This window comes from Ornithinimicrobium carbonis (assembly GCF_977012275.1).
In genome coordinates, this window is record NZ_OZ348993.1 from 1,832,662 (window position 1) to 1,849,765 (window position 17,104).

The 17,104-nt window shown below is 71.4% G+C and carries 14 protein-coding genes; all 14 read left to right on the top strand.

Annotated elements, in window-relative coordinates:
• The first annotated feature begins 16 nt into the window (after positions 1 to 16).
• The 14 genes from ACWHYA_RS08215 to ACWHYA_RS08280 all read left to right on the top strand — a co-directional run bounded on the left by ACWHYA_RS08215 (position 17) and on the right by ACWHYA_RS08280 (position 17,104).
• Positions 17 to 571 (top strand): NuoB/complex I 20 kDa subunit family protein, encoded by a 555-nt coding sequence (locus ACWHYA_RS08215; protein WP_425943132.1) that lies wholly within the window; start codon positions 17 to 19, stop codon positions 569 to 571.
• Positions 568 to 1,371: an NADH-quinone oxidoreductase subunit C gene (locus ACWHYA_RS08220; RefSeq protein WP_425943131.1), complete on the top strand. Its 804-nt coding sequence runs from the start codon at positions 568 to 570 to the stop codon at positions 1,369 to 1,371. The genes ACWHYA_RS08215 and ACWHYA_RS08220 overlap by 4 nt, the downstream gene beginning before the upstream one ends.
• Complete coding sequence (locus ACWHYA_RS08225; protein ID WP_425943130.1) at positions 1,368 to 2,798, top strand: NADH-quinone oxidoreductase subunit D; 1,431 nt, start codon at positions 1,368 to 1,370, stop codon at positions 2,796 to 2,798. The genes ACWHYA_RS08220 and ACWHYA_RS08225 overlap by 4 nt, the downstream gene beginning before the upstream one ends.
• A complete protein-coding gene (gene nuoE / locus ACWHYA_RS08230; RefSeq protein ID WP_425943129.1) occupies positions 2,795 to 3,742 on the top strand; it encodes an NADH-quinone oxidoreductase subunit NuoE in 948 nt (315 codons plus the stop codon). The genes ACWHYA_RS08225 and nuoE overlap by 4 nt, the downstream gene beginning before the upstream one ends.
• Positions 3,739 to 5,052, top strand: coding sequence for an NADH-quinone oxidoreductase subunit NuoF (nuoF, locus tag ACWHYA_RS08235; RefSeq protein WP_425943128.1), 1,314 nt, complete (start codon positions 3,739 to 3,741; stop codon positions 5,050 to 5,052). The genes nuoE and nuoF overlap by 4 nt, the downstream gene beginning before the upstream one ends.
• A complete protein-coding gene (locus ACWHYA_RS08240) occupies positions 5,049 to 7,625 on the top strand; it encodes an NADH-quinone oxidoreductase subunit G (protein ID WP_425943127.1) in 2,577 nt (858 codons plus the stop codon). Before nuoF ends, ACWHYA_RS08240 begins: the two co-directional genes overlap by 4 nt.
• A complete protein-coding gene (nuoH, locus tag ACWHYA_RS08245; protein ID WP_425943126.1) occupies positions 7,622 to 9,052 on the top strand; it encodes an NADH-quinone oxidoreductase subunit NuoH in 1,431 nt (476 codons plus the stop codon). Before ACWHYA_RS08240 ends, nuoH begins: the two co-directional genes overlap by 4 nt.
• Positions 9,045 to 9,767, top strand: coding sequence for an NADH-quinone oxidoreductase subunit NuoI (gene nuoI, locus ACWHYA_RS08250; RefSeq protein WP_425943125.1), 723 nt, complete (start codon positions 9,045 to 9,047; stop codon positions 9,765 to 9,767). Before nuoH ends, nuoI begins: the two co-directional genes overlap by 8 nt.
• The gene (locus ACWHYA_RS08255) at positions 9,764 to 10,705 is read left to right on the top strand and encodes an NADH-quinone oxidoreductase subunit J (protein ID WP_425943124.1); all 942 of its coding nucleotides are present in this window, start codon (positions 9,764 to 9,766) and stop codon (positions 10,703 to 10,705) included. The genes nuoI and ACWHYA_RS08255 overlap by 4 nt, the downstream gene beginning before the upstream one ends.
• Positions 10,705 to 11,004, top strand: coding sequence for an NADH-quinone oxidoreductase subunit NuoK (gene nuoK, locus ACWHYA_RS08260; protein ID WP_425943123.1), 300 nt, complete (start codon positions 10,705 to 10,707; stop codon positions 11,002 to 11,004). The genes ACWHYA_RS08255 and nuoK overlap by 1 nt, the downstream gene beginning before the upstream one ends.
• Before the next feature lie 127 nt (positions 11,005 to 11,131).
• Positions 11,132 to 12,991 carry an NADH-quinone oxidoreductase subunit L gene (nuoL, locus tag ACWHYA_RS08265; protein WP_425943305.1) on the top strand — a complete coding sequence of 620 codons (1,860 nt, stop codon included), beginning with the start codon at positions 11,132 to 11,134 and terminating at the stop codon, positions 12,989 to 12,991.
• Positions 12,991 to 14,520, top strand: a complete 1,530-nt coding sequence (locus ACWHYA_RS08270; RefSeq protein WP_425943122.1) for an NADH-quinone oxidoreductase subunit M — start codon at positions 12,991 to 12,993, stop codon at positions 14,518 to 14,520. Before nuoL ends, ACWHYA_RS08270 begins: the two co-directional genes overlap by 1 nt.
• Positions 14,520 to 16,061, top strand: coding sequence for an NADH-quinone oxidoreductase subunit NuoN (gene nuoN / locus ACWHYA_RS08275; protein ID WP_425943121.1), 1,542 nt, complete (start codon positions 14,520 to 14,522; stop codon positions 16,059 to 16,061). Before ACWHYA_RS08270 ends, nuoN begins: the two co-directional genes overlap by 1 nt.
• On the top strand, positions 16,058 to 17,104 hold the full coding sequence (locus tag ACWHYA_RS08280; protein WP_425943120.1) for a polyprenyl synthetase family protein: 1,047 nt from the start codon (positions 16,058 to 16,060) through the stop codon (positions 17,102 to 17,104). Before nuoN ends, ACWHYA_RS08280 begins: the two co-directional genes overlap by 4 nt.

Consider the following 17,104-nt stretch of genomic DNA (forward strand, 5'->3'; position numbering starts at 1 on the left):
AGGATGAGTGAGACAGATGGGTCTTGAGGACAAGATTCCCGGCGGCATCCTGCTCTCGACCGTCGAGGGGCTCGCCGGGCAGCTGCGGCAGCAGTCGGTGTGGCCGGCGACGTTCGGGCTGGCCTGCTGCGCCATCGAGATGATGGCCGTCGGCACCCCCGACTACGACATCGCCCGCTTCGGGATGGAGCGCTTCGCCGCGACCCCCCGTCAGGCCGACCTGATGATCGTGGCCGGGCGGGTGTCCCAGAAGATGGCTCCCGTCGTGCGCCAGGTCTACGACCAGATGCCCAACCCCAAGTGGGTCATCTCCATGGGCGTGTGCGCCAGCTCCGGCGGCATGTTCAACAACTACGCGATCGTCCAGGGCGTGGACCACATCGTCCCGGTGGACATCTACCTGCCGGGCTGTCCGCCCCGCCCCGAGATGCTGCTCAACGCGATCCTGGAGCTGCAGCGCCAGATCAGGGAGTTCAAGTTCGGCGTGCACCGCGAGCAGGCGGCGCGGGCGGCCGAGGCCGCCGCGCTGGCCGCGGTGCCCCGGCAGGAGATGAAGGGGCTGCTGGCATGAGCGAGGAGAAGACCCCGCCCGCGGAGGGGAGCACCCGCGACGAGGCCCACCAGCCGCGCCAGGACGAGGACCAGCTGGCGGACACCACGCACGCCCAGGAGGGGGCGGCCGGGGCGGTGCCGACGAGGGTCGGGACGCCGGGCGAACCGGTGCCGGTGGCCTCCCGCCGGGGCATGTTCGGCGGGTCCCTGGGCACCGACACCAGCGGCTACGGCGGCCTGAAGACCCCCGTCCTCTACCCGGGTGCCGCCGAGCGGCCCTACGGCTCCTACTTCGACGAGGTCGTCGACGCCCTGCGCGACGCGGCACCGGAGGCGTTCGAGGCCGGGATCGAGCGGGTCGTCGTGGACCGGGGCGAGCTGACCCTCGTCACCCGGCGCGAGCACCTGCGCGAGCTGCTCCAGCCGCTGCGCGACGACGCCCGCCTGCGCTTCGAGATGTGCTCCGGGGTCTCCGGCGTGCACCTGCCCGAGCACGAGGGGGCCGAGCTGCACGCGGTCTACCACTTCCTGTCGATCACCAACGGCGGGCGCCGGGTGCGCTTCGAGGTCACCTGTCCCGACGCCGACCCGCACGTGCCCTCGATCGTGGACATCTACCCCGGCAACGACTGGCACGAGCGGGAGACCTTCGACATGTTCGGGATCGTCTTCGACGGTCACCCGGGCCTGACCAGGATCCTCATGCCGGACGACTGGGCCGGCCACCCCCAGCGCAAGGACTACCCGCTCGGCGGGGTCCCGGTGGAGTACAAGGGCGCCACCATCCCCGCGCCGGACCAGCGGAGGAGCTACTCGTGACCATCGACCCCACCCACACCGACACCGGCCCCCGCCGGGCCGACACCAAGGCCGGCGAGGGCGCCGAGCACCTGGCCTCGACACCGACCGACCTCTACGCCGAGGGCGGCCCGACCGTCGACTCCGTCGACGGCGGGGCCGTCTACGACGCAGCCGGGGGGGACTGGGACGAGATCGCCAAGGACGTGGCGACCCTGGGGGCCGAGCGGATCGTGGTCAACATGGGCCCGCAGCACCCCTCGACCCACGGCGTGCTCCGGCTCGTCCTGGAGCTCGACGGCGAGACGGTCCGCGAGGCACGCGCGGGCATCGGCTTCCTGCACACCGGCATCGAGAAGAACATGGAGTACCGCACCTGGGTGCAGGGGACCACGTTCTGCACCCGGATGGACTACCTGACGCCGATCTTCAACGAGGCCGCCTACTGCCTGGCCGTGGAGAAGCTGCTCGGCATCACCGACCAGATCCCGCGCCGGGCCAGCGACATCCGGGTCCTGACGATGGAGCTGAACCGGATCTCCTCCCACCTCATCGCCCTGGCGACGGGTGGGATGGAGCTGGGAGCCACCACGATCATGACGACCGGCTTCCGCGAGCGCGAGCGCATCCTGCGCTTCCTGGAGGCCATCTCCGGCCTGCGGATGAACCACGCCTACGTGCGCCCCGGCGGGGTGGCCCAGGACGTGCTCCCCGAGCACCTGGACCAGCTCGAGGCCGAGCTGCCCGAGCTGCGCCGCGGCATCCGCCAGCTGGAGCTGCTGCTCCTGGAGAACCCGGTCTTCAAGGGCCGCACCGTCGACGTCGGCCACCTCTCGCTGGCCGGGTGCATGGCGCTGGGGGTCACCGGCCCGATCCTGCGGTCCACCGGGCTTCCGCACGACCTGCGCAAGCTGGACCCCTACTGCGGCTACGAGACCTACGAGTTCGACGTGGTCACGCGTCGCGACTCCGACGCCTACTCCCGCGTGGTCATCCGCTTCGACGAGATCTGGCAGTCGTTGCGGATCGCCGACCAGGCGATCGAGCGGCTGCGCGCCAGCCAGGGCGACCCGGTGATGGTGGCCGACAAGAAGATCGCCTGGCCCGCCCAGCTGTCCGTGGGCGCCGACGGCCAGGGCAACAGCCTGGACCACATCCGGGACATCATGGGCGAGTCCATGGAGGCGCTCATCCACCACTTCAAGCTGGTCACCGAGGGCTTCCGGGTGCCGCCGGGCCAGGCCTACGCCGCGATCGAGTCGCCCAAGGGCGAGCTCGGCGTGCACGTCGTCTCCGACGGCGGCACCCGGCCCTACCGGGCGCACTTCCGCGACCCCAGCTTCCACAACCTGCAAGCCGCGTCGGCGCTGTCGGAGGGCGGCCTCATCGCCGACGTCATCGTCGCCGTCGCCTCGATCGACCCCGTGATGGGAGGCGTGGACCGATGAGCACCCACACCGACGGAGGACGGCCGCCCGGCACCGGGACCGACCACGGCCCCGCCGGGCACGACGCCCACCCCGGGTCGGGGCTGCACCACCACACCCCGTTGCACGCCTCGGAGGAGCCGTACGCCGAGGAGGTCCTCGCGCAGCTGCGGGCGGACGCCGCCGAGATCGTGGTGCGCTACCCGCAGAAGCGCTCGGCACTGCTGCCGCTGCTGCACCTGGTGCAGTCCGTGGACGGCTACATCACCGGCCGGGGGGTCCAGTTCTGCGCCGAGCAGCTGGAGCTGACCACCGCCGAGGTCAGCGGGGTGGCCACGTTCTACACCCAGTACAAGCGCCACCCCAACGGCGAGTACACCGTCGGGGTGTGCACCAACACCCTGTGCGCCATCATGGGCGGCGACCAGATCTTCGACGAGGTCAGCGAGCACCTGGGGATCGGCCACGACGAGACGACCGAGGACGGTCGGGTCACCCTCGAGCGGGTGGAGTGCAACGCCGCCTGCGACTACGCGCCCGTCGTCATGGTCAACTGGGAGTTCTTCGACCAGCAGACGCCGGCCTCCACCAAGGAGCTGGTCGACCGGCTGCGTGCGGGCGAGCAGGTCACCCCCACCCGGGGCGCGTCGAGGGTCTGCACGTTCAAGCAGGTCTCCCGCGTGCTGGCCGGCTTCCCCGACGGGCTCGCGGACGAGGGTCCCGGCGCCGGAGGCCCCTCCCTGGAGGGGCTGCGCGTGGCCGAGGAGCACGGCTGGACCGCCCCGGTGGCCCAGCAGGACGAGGGCGACACCGACACCGACGCCACGGCCGAGGGCCGGCAGGGCGGTCTGGCCGCCGGGCGGCACGACTCGGTGAACGCCCCCACCAACGAGCCCGACGAGAAGCCGGGCGACGCCGAGGTCGGCGACGGCACGCCGGCCGGGGAGAAGGAGGACGGCCAGTGAGCACGCAGCTGACCCCGATCCTGACCAGGTTCTGGGACGACCCCCGGTCCTGGACCATGGACACCTACGAGGCCAACGAGGGCTACCAGGCCCTGCGCCGCGCCCTGGAGGCGCCCGCCGAGGACCTGGTCCAGGCGGCCAAGGACTCCGGCCTGCGAGGGCGCGGCGGAGCGGGCTTCCCCACCGGGATGAAGTGGGGCTTCCTGCCCCCGCCGGACGGCGGACCCCGCTACCTGGTGGTCAACGCCGACGAGTCCGAGCCGGGCACCTGCAAGGACGTCCCGCTGATGATGGCCGCCCCGCAGTTCCTCATCGAGGGCATGATCATCACCAGCTACGCCATCGGCTGCGACCACGCCTTCATCTACGTGCGGGGCGAGGTCGTGCACGTCTACCGCCGCCTCCTGCGCGCGGTCGAGGAGGCCTACGACCGGGGCTACCTCGGCAAGGACATCCTCGGCTCCGGCTTCGACCTGGACATCACCGTCCACGCCGGTGCGGGCGCCTACATCTGCGGCGAGGAGACGGCCCTGCTGGACTCCCTGGAGGGGCGGCGCGGCCAGCCCCGCCTCAAGCCCCCGTTCCCCGCGGTCGCGGGCCTGTACGCCCGCCCCACCGTGGTCAACAACGTCGAGAGCATCGCCTCCATCCCCCCGATCGTCCTCCACGGGGCCGACTGGTTCTCCGACATGGGCACCGAGAAGTCCAAGGGCTTCGGCATCTTCAGCCTGTCCGGGCACGTCACCCGTCCCGGTCAGTACGAGGCGCCGCTGGGCATCACCCTGCGCGAGCTGCTCGAGATGGCCGGCGGGGTCCGCGAGGGCCACCGGCTCAAGTTCTGGACCCCCGGCGGGTCCTCGACGCCGATCTTCACCGACGCCCACCTCGACGTCCCGCTGGACTTCGAGTCGGTGGCCGCCGAGGGATCGATGCTGGGGACCCGGGCGCTGCAGATCTTCGACGAGACCACCTCGGTGGTGCGCGCCGTCTCGCGGTGGACCGACTTCTACGCCCACGAGTCCTGCGGCAAGTGCACCCCCTGCCGGGAGGGCACCTTCTGGCTCAAGCAGATCATGATGCGCCTCGAGGCGGGCCAGGGTCTGCCCGGCGACATCGAGAAGCTCGACGACATCTGCGACAACATCCTGGGCCGGGCGTTCTGCGCCCTCGGTGACGGAGCCACGAGCCCGATCACCTCGGCCATCCAGTACTTCCGGGAGGAGTTCGAGGCCGGCATGCACACCCCCTGGCACGAGCTGTTCCCGCCCGAGCGCTCGACGCTGTTCGCGAAGGAGACGCAGCCCGCATGAGTGTCAACACCTCTCCTGCCGCCGGCGGCAACGCGGTGACCGACGGGGGCAACGCCGAGCCACCGACCGAGCCCGAGGTCCCCCAGGTCACCCTGACCATCGACGACGTCCCGGTCAGCGTCCCGGAGGGCACGCTGGTCATCCGCGCCGCCGAGGAGATCGGGATCCAGATCCCACGCTTCTGCGACCACCCGCTCCTGGACCCGGTCGGCGCGTGCCGCCAGTGCCTCGTCGACGTGGCGACGCCGGACCGCGAGGGCAACGTCAAGGCGATGCCCAAGCCGCAGGCCTCGTGCACCATGACGGTCTCCGAGGGCATGGTCGTCAACACCCACCACACCAGCCCGGTCGCCGACAAGGCGCAGCACGGCATCATGGAGATGCTGCTCATCAACCACCCGCTGGACTGCCCGGTCTGCGACAAGGGCGGCGAGTGCCCCCTGCAGAACCAGGCCATGTCCAACGGTCGGCCGACCTCGCGCTTCGACGACATCAAGCGCACCTTCCCCAAGCCGATCAACATCTCCTCCCAGGTCCTCCTGGACCGCGAGCGCTGCATCCTGTGCGCGCGCTGCACCCGCTTCTCCGACCAGATCGCCGGGGACCCGTTCATCGCCCTCATCGAGCGGGGGGCGCTGCAGCAGGTGGGGATCTACGAGGAGAAGCCGTTCGAGAGCTACTTCTCGGGCAACACGGTCCAGATCTGCCCCGTCGGCGCGCTCACGGGCGCGGCCTACCGCTTCCGGTCGCGGCCCTTCGACCTGGTGTCCACGCCCAGCGTGTGCGAGCACTGCGCGTCGGGCTGCTCGATCCGCACCGACCACCGCCGAGGCACCGTGCTGCGCCGGATGGCGCTGAACGACCCGCAGGTCAACGAGGAGTGGAACTGCGACAAGGGCCGCTGGGCCTTCACCTATCCCACCCTGCCCGACCGCCTGCGCGACCCCGTGGTCCGCGGCCAGGACGGGGAGTATGCCGTCGCCCCCTGGCGCGCCGCGTACGAGGCGGCCGCCCGCGGCCTCTCGGCGGCCCGGGACGCCGGTGGCGTGGGGCTGCTCGTGGGTGGCCGGGCCAGCGTCGAGGACGCCTATGCCTGGAGCAAGTTCGCCCGGGTGGCCCTCGGCACCAACGACGTCGACCACCGTGCCCGGCCGCACAGCGCCGAGGAGGCCGACTTCCTGGCCGCCAGCGTGGTCGGCCGTCGGGACGTGAGCTACGAGACCCTGGAGCACGCCTCCTCCGTCCTCCTCGTCGGCCTGGAGCCGGAGGAGGAGAGCCCGATCGTCTTCCTGCGGCTGCGCAAGGCGGTCCGGCGGAACAAGACCCAGGTCTACGCGGTCGCCCCGTTCGCCACCCGGGGCCTGACGAAGGTGGACGGCACGCTGCTGGCCTCCGCGCCGGGCACCGAGGCCGAGGTCCTCGGCGCCCTGGCCGGCCGGCGTCGCCAGGGTGGGGACCCCGTCGATGGCACGGCCGTCCCGGTCGACGTCGACGGCGGCCCGGTGAACGAGTACCACGCCGCCTCCGACTCCCTGGGCAGCGGCTCGGTGATCCTGGTGGGCGAGCGGATGGCGACCGTGCCCGGTGCGCTGTCCGCGGCCGCCGCGCTGGCCGAGCTCACCGGGACCGCGCTGGCCTGGGTGCCCCGCCGCGCGGGGGAGCGGGGGGCCGTGGAGGTCGGGGCGATGCCCAACCTGCTGCCCGGTGGCCGCCCGGTCACCGACGCGTCGGCGCGGGAGGACGTGGCCGCGGTCTGGGCCGCCGGTCGCCCGGTCCCGGCCGGGGCCGGCCGGGACACCGCAGAGATCCTGGCCGCCGCCGCCCGTGGCGAGCTGTCGGCGCTGGTCGTCGGCGGGGTCGAGGTGGAGGACCTGCCCGACCCCGAGCTGGCCCGTCGCGCCCTGGCGAACACCTTCGTGGTGTCCCTGGAGGTGCGGGAGAGCACCGTGCACGAGTACGCCGACGTCATCCTGCCCGTCGCCCCGCAGCAGGAGAAGTCCGGCGCCTACGCCACCTGGGAGGGGCGGCTCCGGCCGTTCGAGCAGGCCCTCGACTCGGCCTCCTCCTCCGACCACGTCATCCTGGACCGTCTCGCCGACGCCATGGGCGTGCGGCTGGGCACCGGGACGGTCTCCGCCGTCCGGCAGGAGCTCACGGCCCTGGGCACCGGCAGCGGCTCGTCGCCGGCCCCGCAGGTCTCCCCGGCCGGCCCGGCCGCCCCGGGGCAGGGTGAGGCCGTGCTCGCGACCTGGCACCACCTGCTCGACGCCGGCGCGCTGCAGGACGGCGAGCCGTTCCTGGCCGGCACCGCACCGCGTCCCGTCGCACGGGTCTCGGCGGCCACCGCCGCCGCGGCCGGGGCCGGCGACGGCGAGCTGCTCGCGGTGTCCACCGACCGGGGCGAGATCGTCCTGCCCGTGGTGGTGACCGCCATGCACGACGGGGTCGTCTGGGTCCCGACCAACTCCGCCGGCTCCGCGGTGCGGGCGACCCTCGGGGTCGACGCCGGTGCCGTCGTGCGGATCACGGCCGCGCCCGCGGCCACCCCGCAGAACCAGCGAGGGAAGGCATGAGCATGCTTGCGGCATACCCCGACCTGCTGGCGCTGGCCCAGGTGCCGGCGGCGATGCCGCTGGTGACCGAGGACCTGCCGTCGGCCGACTTCAGCGACACCCCGCTGTGGCTGTCGTTCGTCAAGGCGGCGCTGCTGTTCGTCTACCTGATGATCTCGGTCGTCGTCGTCATCTGGTTCGAGCGCCGCGTGGTCGGCCGGATGCAGCAGCGCCCGGGCCCCAACAGGCTCGGCCCGCTCGGCATCCTGCAGACCGCCGCGGACGGGATCAAGCTCTTCCTCAAGGAGGACGTGACTCCCAAGAACGCGGACCGCCTGATGTTCTTCGCCGCCCCGCTGCTGGTCGCGAGCCTGGCCTTCGTCGCCTTCGCGATCATCCCGCTCGGCGGCGACGTGCGGATGTTCGGGCACACGACCCCGCTGCAGCTGACCGACACCCCGGTCGCGGTCCTGCTGGTGCTGGCCGTCGCGGGTGTGGCGGCCTACGGCTTCGTGCTGGCCGGCTGGTCCTCGGGCTCGACCTACCCCCTGCTGGGCGGGCTGCGCTCCACCGCGCAGGTGGTCTCCTACGAGATCGCCATGGGCCTGTCGCTGGTCGCCGTCTTCCTCTACGCCGGGTCGATGTCGACCAGCCAGATCGTGGACGCCCAGGCGCAGACCACCGTGCTCGGACTGCCGATGTGGTACGTCGTGCCGCTGTTCTTCAGCTTCGTCGTCTACGTCATCACCATGGTCGGCGAGACCAACCGGTTGCCGTTCGACCTGGCCGAGGGCGAGGGTGAGCTGGGCGGCGGGTTCCACACCGAGTACTCCTCGATGAAGTTCGGCATGTTCTTCCTCGGTGAGTACATCAACATGTTCACCGTCTCCGGCCTGGCCACCACCCTGTTCCTGGGGGGCTGGCACGCGCCCTGGCCGATCAACCTCGTCGCCGACGGCATGTTCGACCAGGGGTGGTGGGGGCTGCTGTGGTTCACCCTCAAGATGTGGGTCTTCATCTGGTTCTACGTCTGGCTGCGCGGCACCCTGCCCCGGGTGCGCTACGACCAGTTCATGAAGCTGGGATGGAAGATCCTCATCCCGCTGTCCCTGGTCTGGGTGATCGCGGTGATGATGATCCGCGCCGCCCAGGAGGGCTACTTCGGTGACGGCGTGTGGCCGCTCGTGCTGACCCTCATCATCATCGGCGTGTTCGTCGTCGCCGGGATCCTGGTCTGGGACCACTACACCCAGCGCCGGACCGCCGAGCGCGAGGAGCGGATGGAGGTGCCGACCGAGGTGGACCCCTTCGCCGACGGCTACCCGGTGCCCCCGCTGCCGGGCCAGAAGCTGGTGGAGCCCCGGCGCGCCGTCGCCGCCGCCCCGCCGGTGACCACGACCCGCCCCAGCGCCGAGACCGACCCGACCCCGGAGGACCGCCGTGGCTGACCCGACCGATCCGACCACCCGCGGGACGGAGGAGACCTCCCCGACCCGTCGCGCCCAGGCCGACGCCCCGGCCCGACGGGCCAGCGACCCGACCGGCGGCAAGGAGGAGTCCGGCCTGCTCGGACAGCTCTTCGCCCCGGTCGCCGGGTTCGGGGTGACCTTCGCCCAGCAGTTCAAGAAGGTCCCCACCCAGGAGTACCCCGAGGAGAGGCGTCCGACCGCCAAGCGGTTCCACGGGCGTCACCAGCTCAACCGTCACCCCGACGGGCTGGAGAAGTGCGTGGGCTGCGAGCTGTGCGCCTGGGCCTGCCCCGCCGACGCGATCTACGTCGAGGGCGCGGACAACATCGACGAGGCCCGGTTCTCCCCGGGCGAGCGCTACGGCCGCGTCTACCAGATCAACTACCTGCGCTGCATCTTCTGCGGCCTGTGCATCGAGGCGTGCCCGACCCGGGCCCTGACGATGACGAACGAGTACGAGATGACCGACGCCAGCCGTCGTCCCCTCATCTACGAGAAGCACCAGCTGCTGGCCCCGCTGCGCCCCGACATGCTCACGCCGCCGTTCCCGATGGCCGAGGGCATGGAGGAGCGCGACTACTACCGGGGTCGGGTCACCGGGCCCACCCAGGCGCAGAAGGACCACGTCGCCGACCGTGAGGCCCGGACCGAGCCGGAGCCGGGCGACCCGAGCCACGAGGAGGTGGCCCGATGACCCCCACCCCCGGGGCCGAGGTCATGGGCGGGGGCGAGACCCTCGTCTTCTGGGTGATCGCCGTCGTGACGGTCGTGGGCGCCCTAGGGCTGCTCTTCTCACGCCGGGCCGTGCACGCCGCGATGGCGATGGCCATGGCGATGGTCGGCCTGGGGATCCTCTACATCACCCAGGACGCCGAGTTCGTCGGGATCATCCAGATCTTCGTCTACTCCGGCGCGGTGATGATGCTCTTCCTCTTCGTCGTCATGACCGTGGGGGTGGACGCCTCCGACTCGATGGTGGAGACCCTGCGCGGCCAGCGGTTCTGGGCCTTCCTCCTCGGCGCGCTGTTCGCCGCGGTGGCCGTCTTCGGGCTGAGCCGGGTCGCCTGGCCGCAGGCCGTTGGTCTGTCCCAGGTGCAGGCGGAGGGGCCGGTCACCGGCCTGGCCCGCGAGATCTTCGAGCGGCAGGTGCTCTCCTTCGAGGTGCTCGGCGCCCTGCTCGTCATCGCGGTCATGGGCGCGATGGTGATGGCGCACCGCGAGCGCCTCACGCCCCGCCGCACCCAGCGGGAGTGGAGCGAGGCGAAGATGCGCTCGGGCCGCTGGCTCGCCGGCAAGCCCAACCCGGGCGTCTACGCCCGGCACAACGCCGCGGACACCCCGGCGCTGGCGCCCGACGGCACCCCCGTGGAGGCGTCGGTGCCCCGGGTGCTGGTCGCCCGCGGCCAGGTGGGCTCGCCGTCCGCCTACCGCCTGCAGGACCCGCGGGAGACCACGGTCGAGCACGAGCCCGAGGTGGCCGACGGCACCCCCCCGGCGGACGCCGGGCACCAGGGTGCGGCGCAGCCGACGCAGACCGCCACCGGTGAGGTGGCGGCGGGGGCCCGCACGCACGGACCGACGACCGGGTCCACGACCGGGTCGGGAACCAGCCCCGGGGAGGGTGAGCGCTGATGGGGCTCGAGGCCTACATCTACCTGTCGGTGGTCCTGTTCACGCTCGGCGCCGTCACGGTGCTCGTCCGGCGCAACACGATCATCGTCTTCATGGGCATCGAGCTGATGCTCAACGCCTGCAACCTGGCGCTGGTGACCTTCTCGCGCATGCACGGCACCCTCGACGGGCAGGTCTACGCCCTGTTCGTCATGGTGGTCGCCGCCGCCGAGGTCGTCGTCGGGCTGGCGATCATCATGGCCATCTTCCGTGCGCGCCGGTCGGCCTCGGTCGACGACGCCAACCTCTTGAAGCTGTAAGGAGCGAGCTGACGTGTCCTTGCTCGAAACGACGCTGCTCAGCGTCGCCCCTGCGGCCGCCGACGTCGGCACCAACACCGGGACCTACTCCGCCGTCGACGGCGGCGTGGCCCAGGTCGGGTGGCTGATGGTCGCGCTGCCCCTGCTCGGTGCGGCCCTGCTGCTGCTCGGCGGCCGTGCCACCGACCGGTGGGGCCCGCTGCTGGCCACCGTGCTGTCCTGGTCCTCCTTCGCCGTCGGCGTCCTGGTGATCGTGCAGATGCTGGGTCTGGCCCCCGAGGAGCGGGCGCTGCAGCTGCCGCTGTGGGAGTGGGTCGCAGCGGGGGAGCTCTCGCTCACCGCCGGCCTGCTCATGGACCCGCTGTCGATGGCCTTCGTCATGCTCATCACCTTCGTGGGCTCCCTCATCCACGTGTACTCCCTGGGGTACATGGAGCACGACCCCGACAAGCGCCGGTTCTTCGCCTACCTCAACCTCTTCGTGGCGGCGATGCTGCTGCTGGTGCTGGCGGACTCCTACATGCTGCTGTTCGTCGGCTGGGAGGGCGTCGGACTGGCCTCCTACCTGCTCATCGGGTTCTGGAACTCCAACCCCGCCTACGCGGCGGCGGCCAACAAGGCGTTCATCGTCAACCGGATCGGCGACTTCGGCCTGATCACCGCGATGGCGCTCATGCTCGCCACGTTCGGCGCGCTCGACTACGCGACGGTGCACGCCAACGCCTCCGGCGCCAGCGGCACCGTGCTCACCCTCATCGGGCTGGCGCTGCTGCTGGGGGCCACCGGCAAGTCGGCCCAGTTCCCGCTGCAGAGCTGGCTGGGCGACGCGATGGCCGGTCCCACCCCGGTGTCGGCGCTCATCCACGCGGCGACCATGGTCACCGCGGGCGTCTACCTCGTGGCCCGCTCGCAGGCGATCTACGACCTCACGCCCGACGCCCGCCTGGTCGTGGCCGTCGTCGGCGCGATCACGCTGATCTACGGGGCGATCGTCGGCTCGGCCAAGGACGACATCAAGAAGGCGCTCGCAGCCTCGACGATGTCCCAGATCGGCTACATGATGCTCGCCGTGGGCCTGGGCCCGATCGGCTACGTCTACGCCATCTTCCACCTGCTGACCCACGGCTTCTTCAAGGCCGGGATGTTCCTGGGCGCCGGCTCGGTCATGCACGCGATGAACGACCAGGTCGACATGCGCCGCTTCGGAGCGCTGAGCACGAAGGTGAAGATCACCTGGCTGACCTTCGGCGCGGGCTGGTTGGCGATCATCGGCTTCCCGTTCACCGCCGGCTGGTTCTCCAAGGACCACATCATCGAGTCGGCCTTCACCGCCCCGGGCTGGCAGGGCTGGGTCTTCGGCCTGGTCGCGCTGCTCGGCGCGGGGATCACCGCCTTCTACATGTCCCGCCTGTTCTTCATGACCTTCCACGGCAAGGCCCGCTGGACCGAGGACGTGCACCCGCACGAGGCTCCGCTGACGATGACCGTGCCGATGATGGTCCTCGCCGTCGGGTCGCTGGTCCTGGGCGCCGCCCTCTACCCGACGGGCATCCTCACCGGCTGGCTGGACCCGGTGTTCGGCACGGTCGAGCACGGGGAGCCGCTGATCCCGCTGCTGGCGATCCAGATCTCGGTGTTCGTCCTCATGGTGCTCGGCGCCGGGCTGGCCTGGAAGATGTACGTCGCCGGCGACGTCCCGCAGACGGCCCCGCACGGCTCCGCCCTGACCCGGGCGGCCCGCCGCGACCTCTACCAGGACGACGTCAACGACACCTTCTTCGTCGGTCCGACCCGGACCCTGTCCACGACGGTCGTCGAGACCGACCGCGACCTGGTCGAGGCCGGCCTCACGGGCGGGACCACCGCCGGACTGACCGGGCTGGCCTCGGTCCTGCGGAGGACCCAGAACGGGTTCGTCCGCTCCTATGCCCTGACGATGCTGATCGGCGTCGTCGCCATCCTCGGTGCCGTGTGGGTGATGCAGTGATGAACTTTCCCTGGTTGACCACCCTGCTGGTGCTTCCGCTGCTCGGCGCGCTCGTGGTGGCCCTGCTGCCCCGGGCCAGCACCGCGGTGCGCCCGGTCGCGCTCGGCTTCTCGCTGCTGACCCTGGCGGTCGGCGTGGCGATGACCACGCAGTTCCGCACGGGCTCCGACGAGGCGTTCCAGCTGACCGAGACCTACTCCTGGATCCCGCAGTTCGGCGTCTCCTACGCCCTGGGCATCGACGGCATCTCGTTGACGATGATCCTGCTGGGCCTGGTCCTGGTGCCGATCTGCATCGTCGCCGCCTGGGACGACGTGCCGGCCGTGGACCGCCGCCAGCACACCTACTTCGCCCTCATGCTGGCCCTGGCCTCGATGATGGTCGGCGTCTTCGCCGCGATCGACGTGTTCCTCTTCTACGTCTTCTTCGAGGCGATGCTCATCCCGGTGTTCTTCCTCATCGGGATGTTCGGCGGGGCCCGGCGCTGGAAGGCCGCCACGACCTTCCTGCTCTACTCCCTCGTCGGCGGCCTGGTGATGCTCGTCGCGGTCATCGGCGTCTACCTCGCCGGTCCCCGCGGACCGGAGGGCTTCCTCGTCACCAACCTCACCGGCCTGGACCTGTCCGTGGCCGCGGGCCGCTGGCTCTTCGTCGGCTTCTTCATCGCCTTCGCGATCAAGGCGCCGATGTGGCCGGTGCACACCTGGCTGCCGCTGGCGGCCGAGCAGGCCCGTCCCGCGACCTCGGTGCTGCTGGTCGGCGTGCTCGACAAGGTCGGCACCTACGGCATGATCCGTTTCGTCGTCACGATGTTCCCCGAGGCCACCCAGTGGGCGACCCCCCTCATCCTGGCCCTGGCCCTGGTGTCCATGTTCGTCGGCGCCTTCCTGGCCATCGGCTCCACCGACATCATGCGCCTGATCGCCTACACCTCGGTGAGCCACTTCGGCTTCATCGTCCTGGGCATCTTCGCCTTCACCACGGTGGGCGGCACCGGCGCGACCCTCTACATGGTCAACCACGGGTTCACGACCGCGGGGCTCTTCCTCGTGGCCGGGATGCTCGTCGTGCGCCGCGGGTCGCGCGACCTGCGCGACTTCGGCGGCTGGCAGCGCGTCACGCCGCTCATCGCCGGGTCGTTGCTCGTGGCGGGCCTCTCCGGCCTGGCCCTGCCCGGCCTGAACTCCTTCGTCAGCGAGTTCATGGTCATCATCGGCCTGTTCCAACGGCACCCGTGGCTCGGCTTCGCCTCCGCCCTCGGCGTGATCCTCGCCGCGGTCTACATCCTGGTCATGTACCAGAAGGTGGCCACCGGCCCCCGGCCGCAGCTGGCCGACGTGCCGGACATGACCGGACGCGAGAAGTTCGTCGTCGCCCCGATCATCGCCGCGTTCCTCATCCTGGGGTTCTACCCCCAGCCGGTGCTGGACGTCCTCGAGCCCGCGGTGGAGCAGACGCTCCAGCACGCGGGGACGAGCGACCCCGAGCCGGCCGTCGACACCGCCAACGCTGAGGGGAGTGGCCGCTGATGACCGACGTCTTCGTCGCGCCCGACATCGACTGGATCGCCCTGCTTCCGCTGATCATCGTCTTCGTCGGTGGTCTCGTCGGCGTGCTCGTGGAGGGTTTCGCGGGCCGGGGGAGCCGGTATGCCGTGCAGGTCCCCCTCTCCGTGGCCACGCTCGTGCTGGCCTTCGTGGCCCTCGTCGTGCTCGGTCCGGACCGCCAGGGCCGCACCGCGGACGCCGTGCTCGTCCTCGACGGGCCGGCCCTGCTGCTGCAGGGGATCATCCTCGTGCTCTCGCTGCTGGGCCTGATGGTCATGGCCGAGCGGCTCGGCGGGCAGCAGCCCGACACCTTCACCCAGGCGGGGTCGCTGGTCCCCGGGTCCCCGGAGGAGTCGCAGGCCGCCCGCCTCGGCGCCACCACCACCGAGGTCTTCCCGCTCACGCTGATGTCGGTCGGCGGGATGATGCTCTTCGTCGCCGCGAACGACCTGCTGCTCCTGTTCATCGCGCTCGAGGTGCTCTCGCTGCCGCTCTACATCCTCGCGGGCCTGGCCCGCCGGCGCCGCCTGCTGTCCCAGGAGGCCTCGCTGAAGTACTTCCTGCTGGGGTCCTTCAGCTCGGCCTTCTTCCTCTTCGGCGCCGTCCTCATCTACGGCTACGCCGGGTCGATGCGCTTCGACCAGATCGCCCTGGCGATCTCGAGCAACGTCGGGATGGACGGACTGCTGGTCCCCGGCGTCCTGCTCGTGGCCGTCGGCCTGCTGTTCAAGGTGGGCGCCGTCCCGTTCCACGCCTGGACCCCGGACGTCTACCAGGGCGCTCCGACCCCGGTGACCGGCTTCATGGCCGCCTGCACCAAGGTCGCCGCCTTCGGCGCGATGCTGCGGGTGTTCTACGTGGCCGTGGAGGGCGTCCGGACCGAGTGGCAGCCGATCATCGCGGCCGTGGCCACCCTCTCGATGGTCGTGGGTGCGCTCATGGCCATCGTGCAGACCGACGTCAAGCGGATCCTGGCCTACTCCTCGGTGGCGCACGCGGGCTTCATCCTCGTCGGGCTCGTCTCGATGGACCAGGCCGGCATCTCCAGCACGATCTTCTACCTGGCGACCTACGGGTTCATGACGATCCCCGCCTTCGCCATCGTCGCGCTGGTGCGCTCCTCGGGCACGGAGGCCTCCCAGGTCGGCCAGTGGGCCGGGCTCGGCCGACGGGCCCCGTGGCTGGCCGCCGCGTTCACCTTCCTCATGCTGGCCTTCACCGGCATCCCGCTGACGTCCGGCTTCACCGGCAAGTTCGCGGTGTTCTCCGCCGCGATCAGCCAGGGATGGGCCTGGCTGGCCGTCGTGGGTGTCCTGGCCAGCGCGGTGACCGCCTACATCTACTTCAAGCTCGTCGTGGTGATGTGGCTCGGTGACGAGGAGAGCGGCGACACGAGCGTGATCAACCCCTCGCTGCTGACCACCACGGCCATCGTCACCGGTCTCGTGGTGACCCTGGGCCTGGGCGTCATGCCGTCCCCGCTGCTCGACCTGGCGCAGAGCACCGCCACCTTCCTGCGGTGACGGTCGGCACCAGCGCCGGAGCGTCCGTCGTCCCCACCGTCCCGGGGATCGACGAGGCGCTCCAGGCGCGGGTCGTGGACGCCATGGGAGCGGTCGCCTCCCGGCTGGCCGAGGTCGTCGACCACGAGGACCCCTTCATCGCCGAGGCCTCCGGCCACCTGGTCGCCGCCGGCGGCAAGCGCTTCCGTCCCCTCCTGACCGTGCTGGCCAGCGAGGTCGGGCAGGGGTGGAACGAGCAGGTGGTCGACGCGGCCGTCGGGGTCGAGCTGACCCACCTGGCCTCGCTCTACCACGACGACGTCATGGACGAGGCGGACCTGCGCCGCGGGGTGACCAGCGCGAACGCCCGCTACGGCAACGCGACCGCCATCCTCGTCGGGGACCTGCTCTTCGGCACGGCGTCCAGCGTCGTGGCGGGCCTGGGCGCCGAGGCCGTGCGCATCCAGGCGGACACCTTCGTGCGGCTGTGCGCCGGGCAGATCCGCGACGACCGGCAGGCGGCCCTCGGGGCCGAGGCGGCGGTGCTGGCCGGGGACGCCGACGACGACGGGGCGGTCGCGGCATACCTGCAGATCCTCGCCGACAAGACCGGTGCCCTCATCGCCACGGCGGCCCGGTACGGGGCGATGTTCGGCGGGTGCGAGCCCCGGACCGTGGAGGCCCTGACCGCGTTCGGCGAGAAGCTGGGCGTGGTCTTCCAGCTGGCCGACGACCTGCTCGACGTCTCCTCGGACACCTCGGGCAAGCCGGCCGGCGCCGACCTGCGGGAGGGCAAGGCCACGCTCCCGGTGCTGTACGTGCGCACCTCGACCGACCCCGCGGACGCCCGCCTCGTGGAGCTGACCAGGCGCCCCGTCGAGGGTGCGGCCGAGCTGGAGGAGGCGCTGCGGCTCCTGCGCGCCCACCCGGCCATGGAGGAGGCGCGGCGGCACACCCGCCGGCTGGCCGACGAGGCGCGGGCGCTCCTGGACGGGATGGGCGACGGTCCGGCCGTCGAGGCACTACGGTCGTTGGTGGACGGCGTGGCCGAGCGGTCCGTCTGA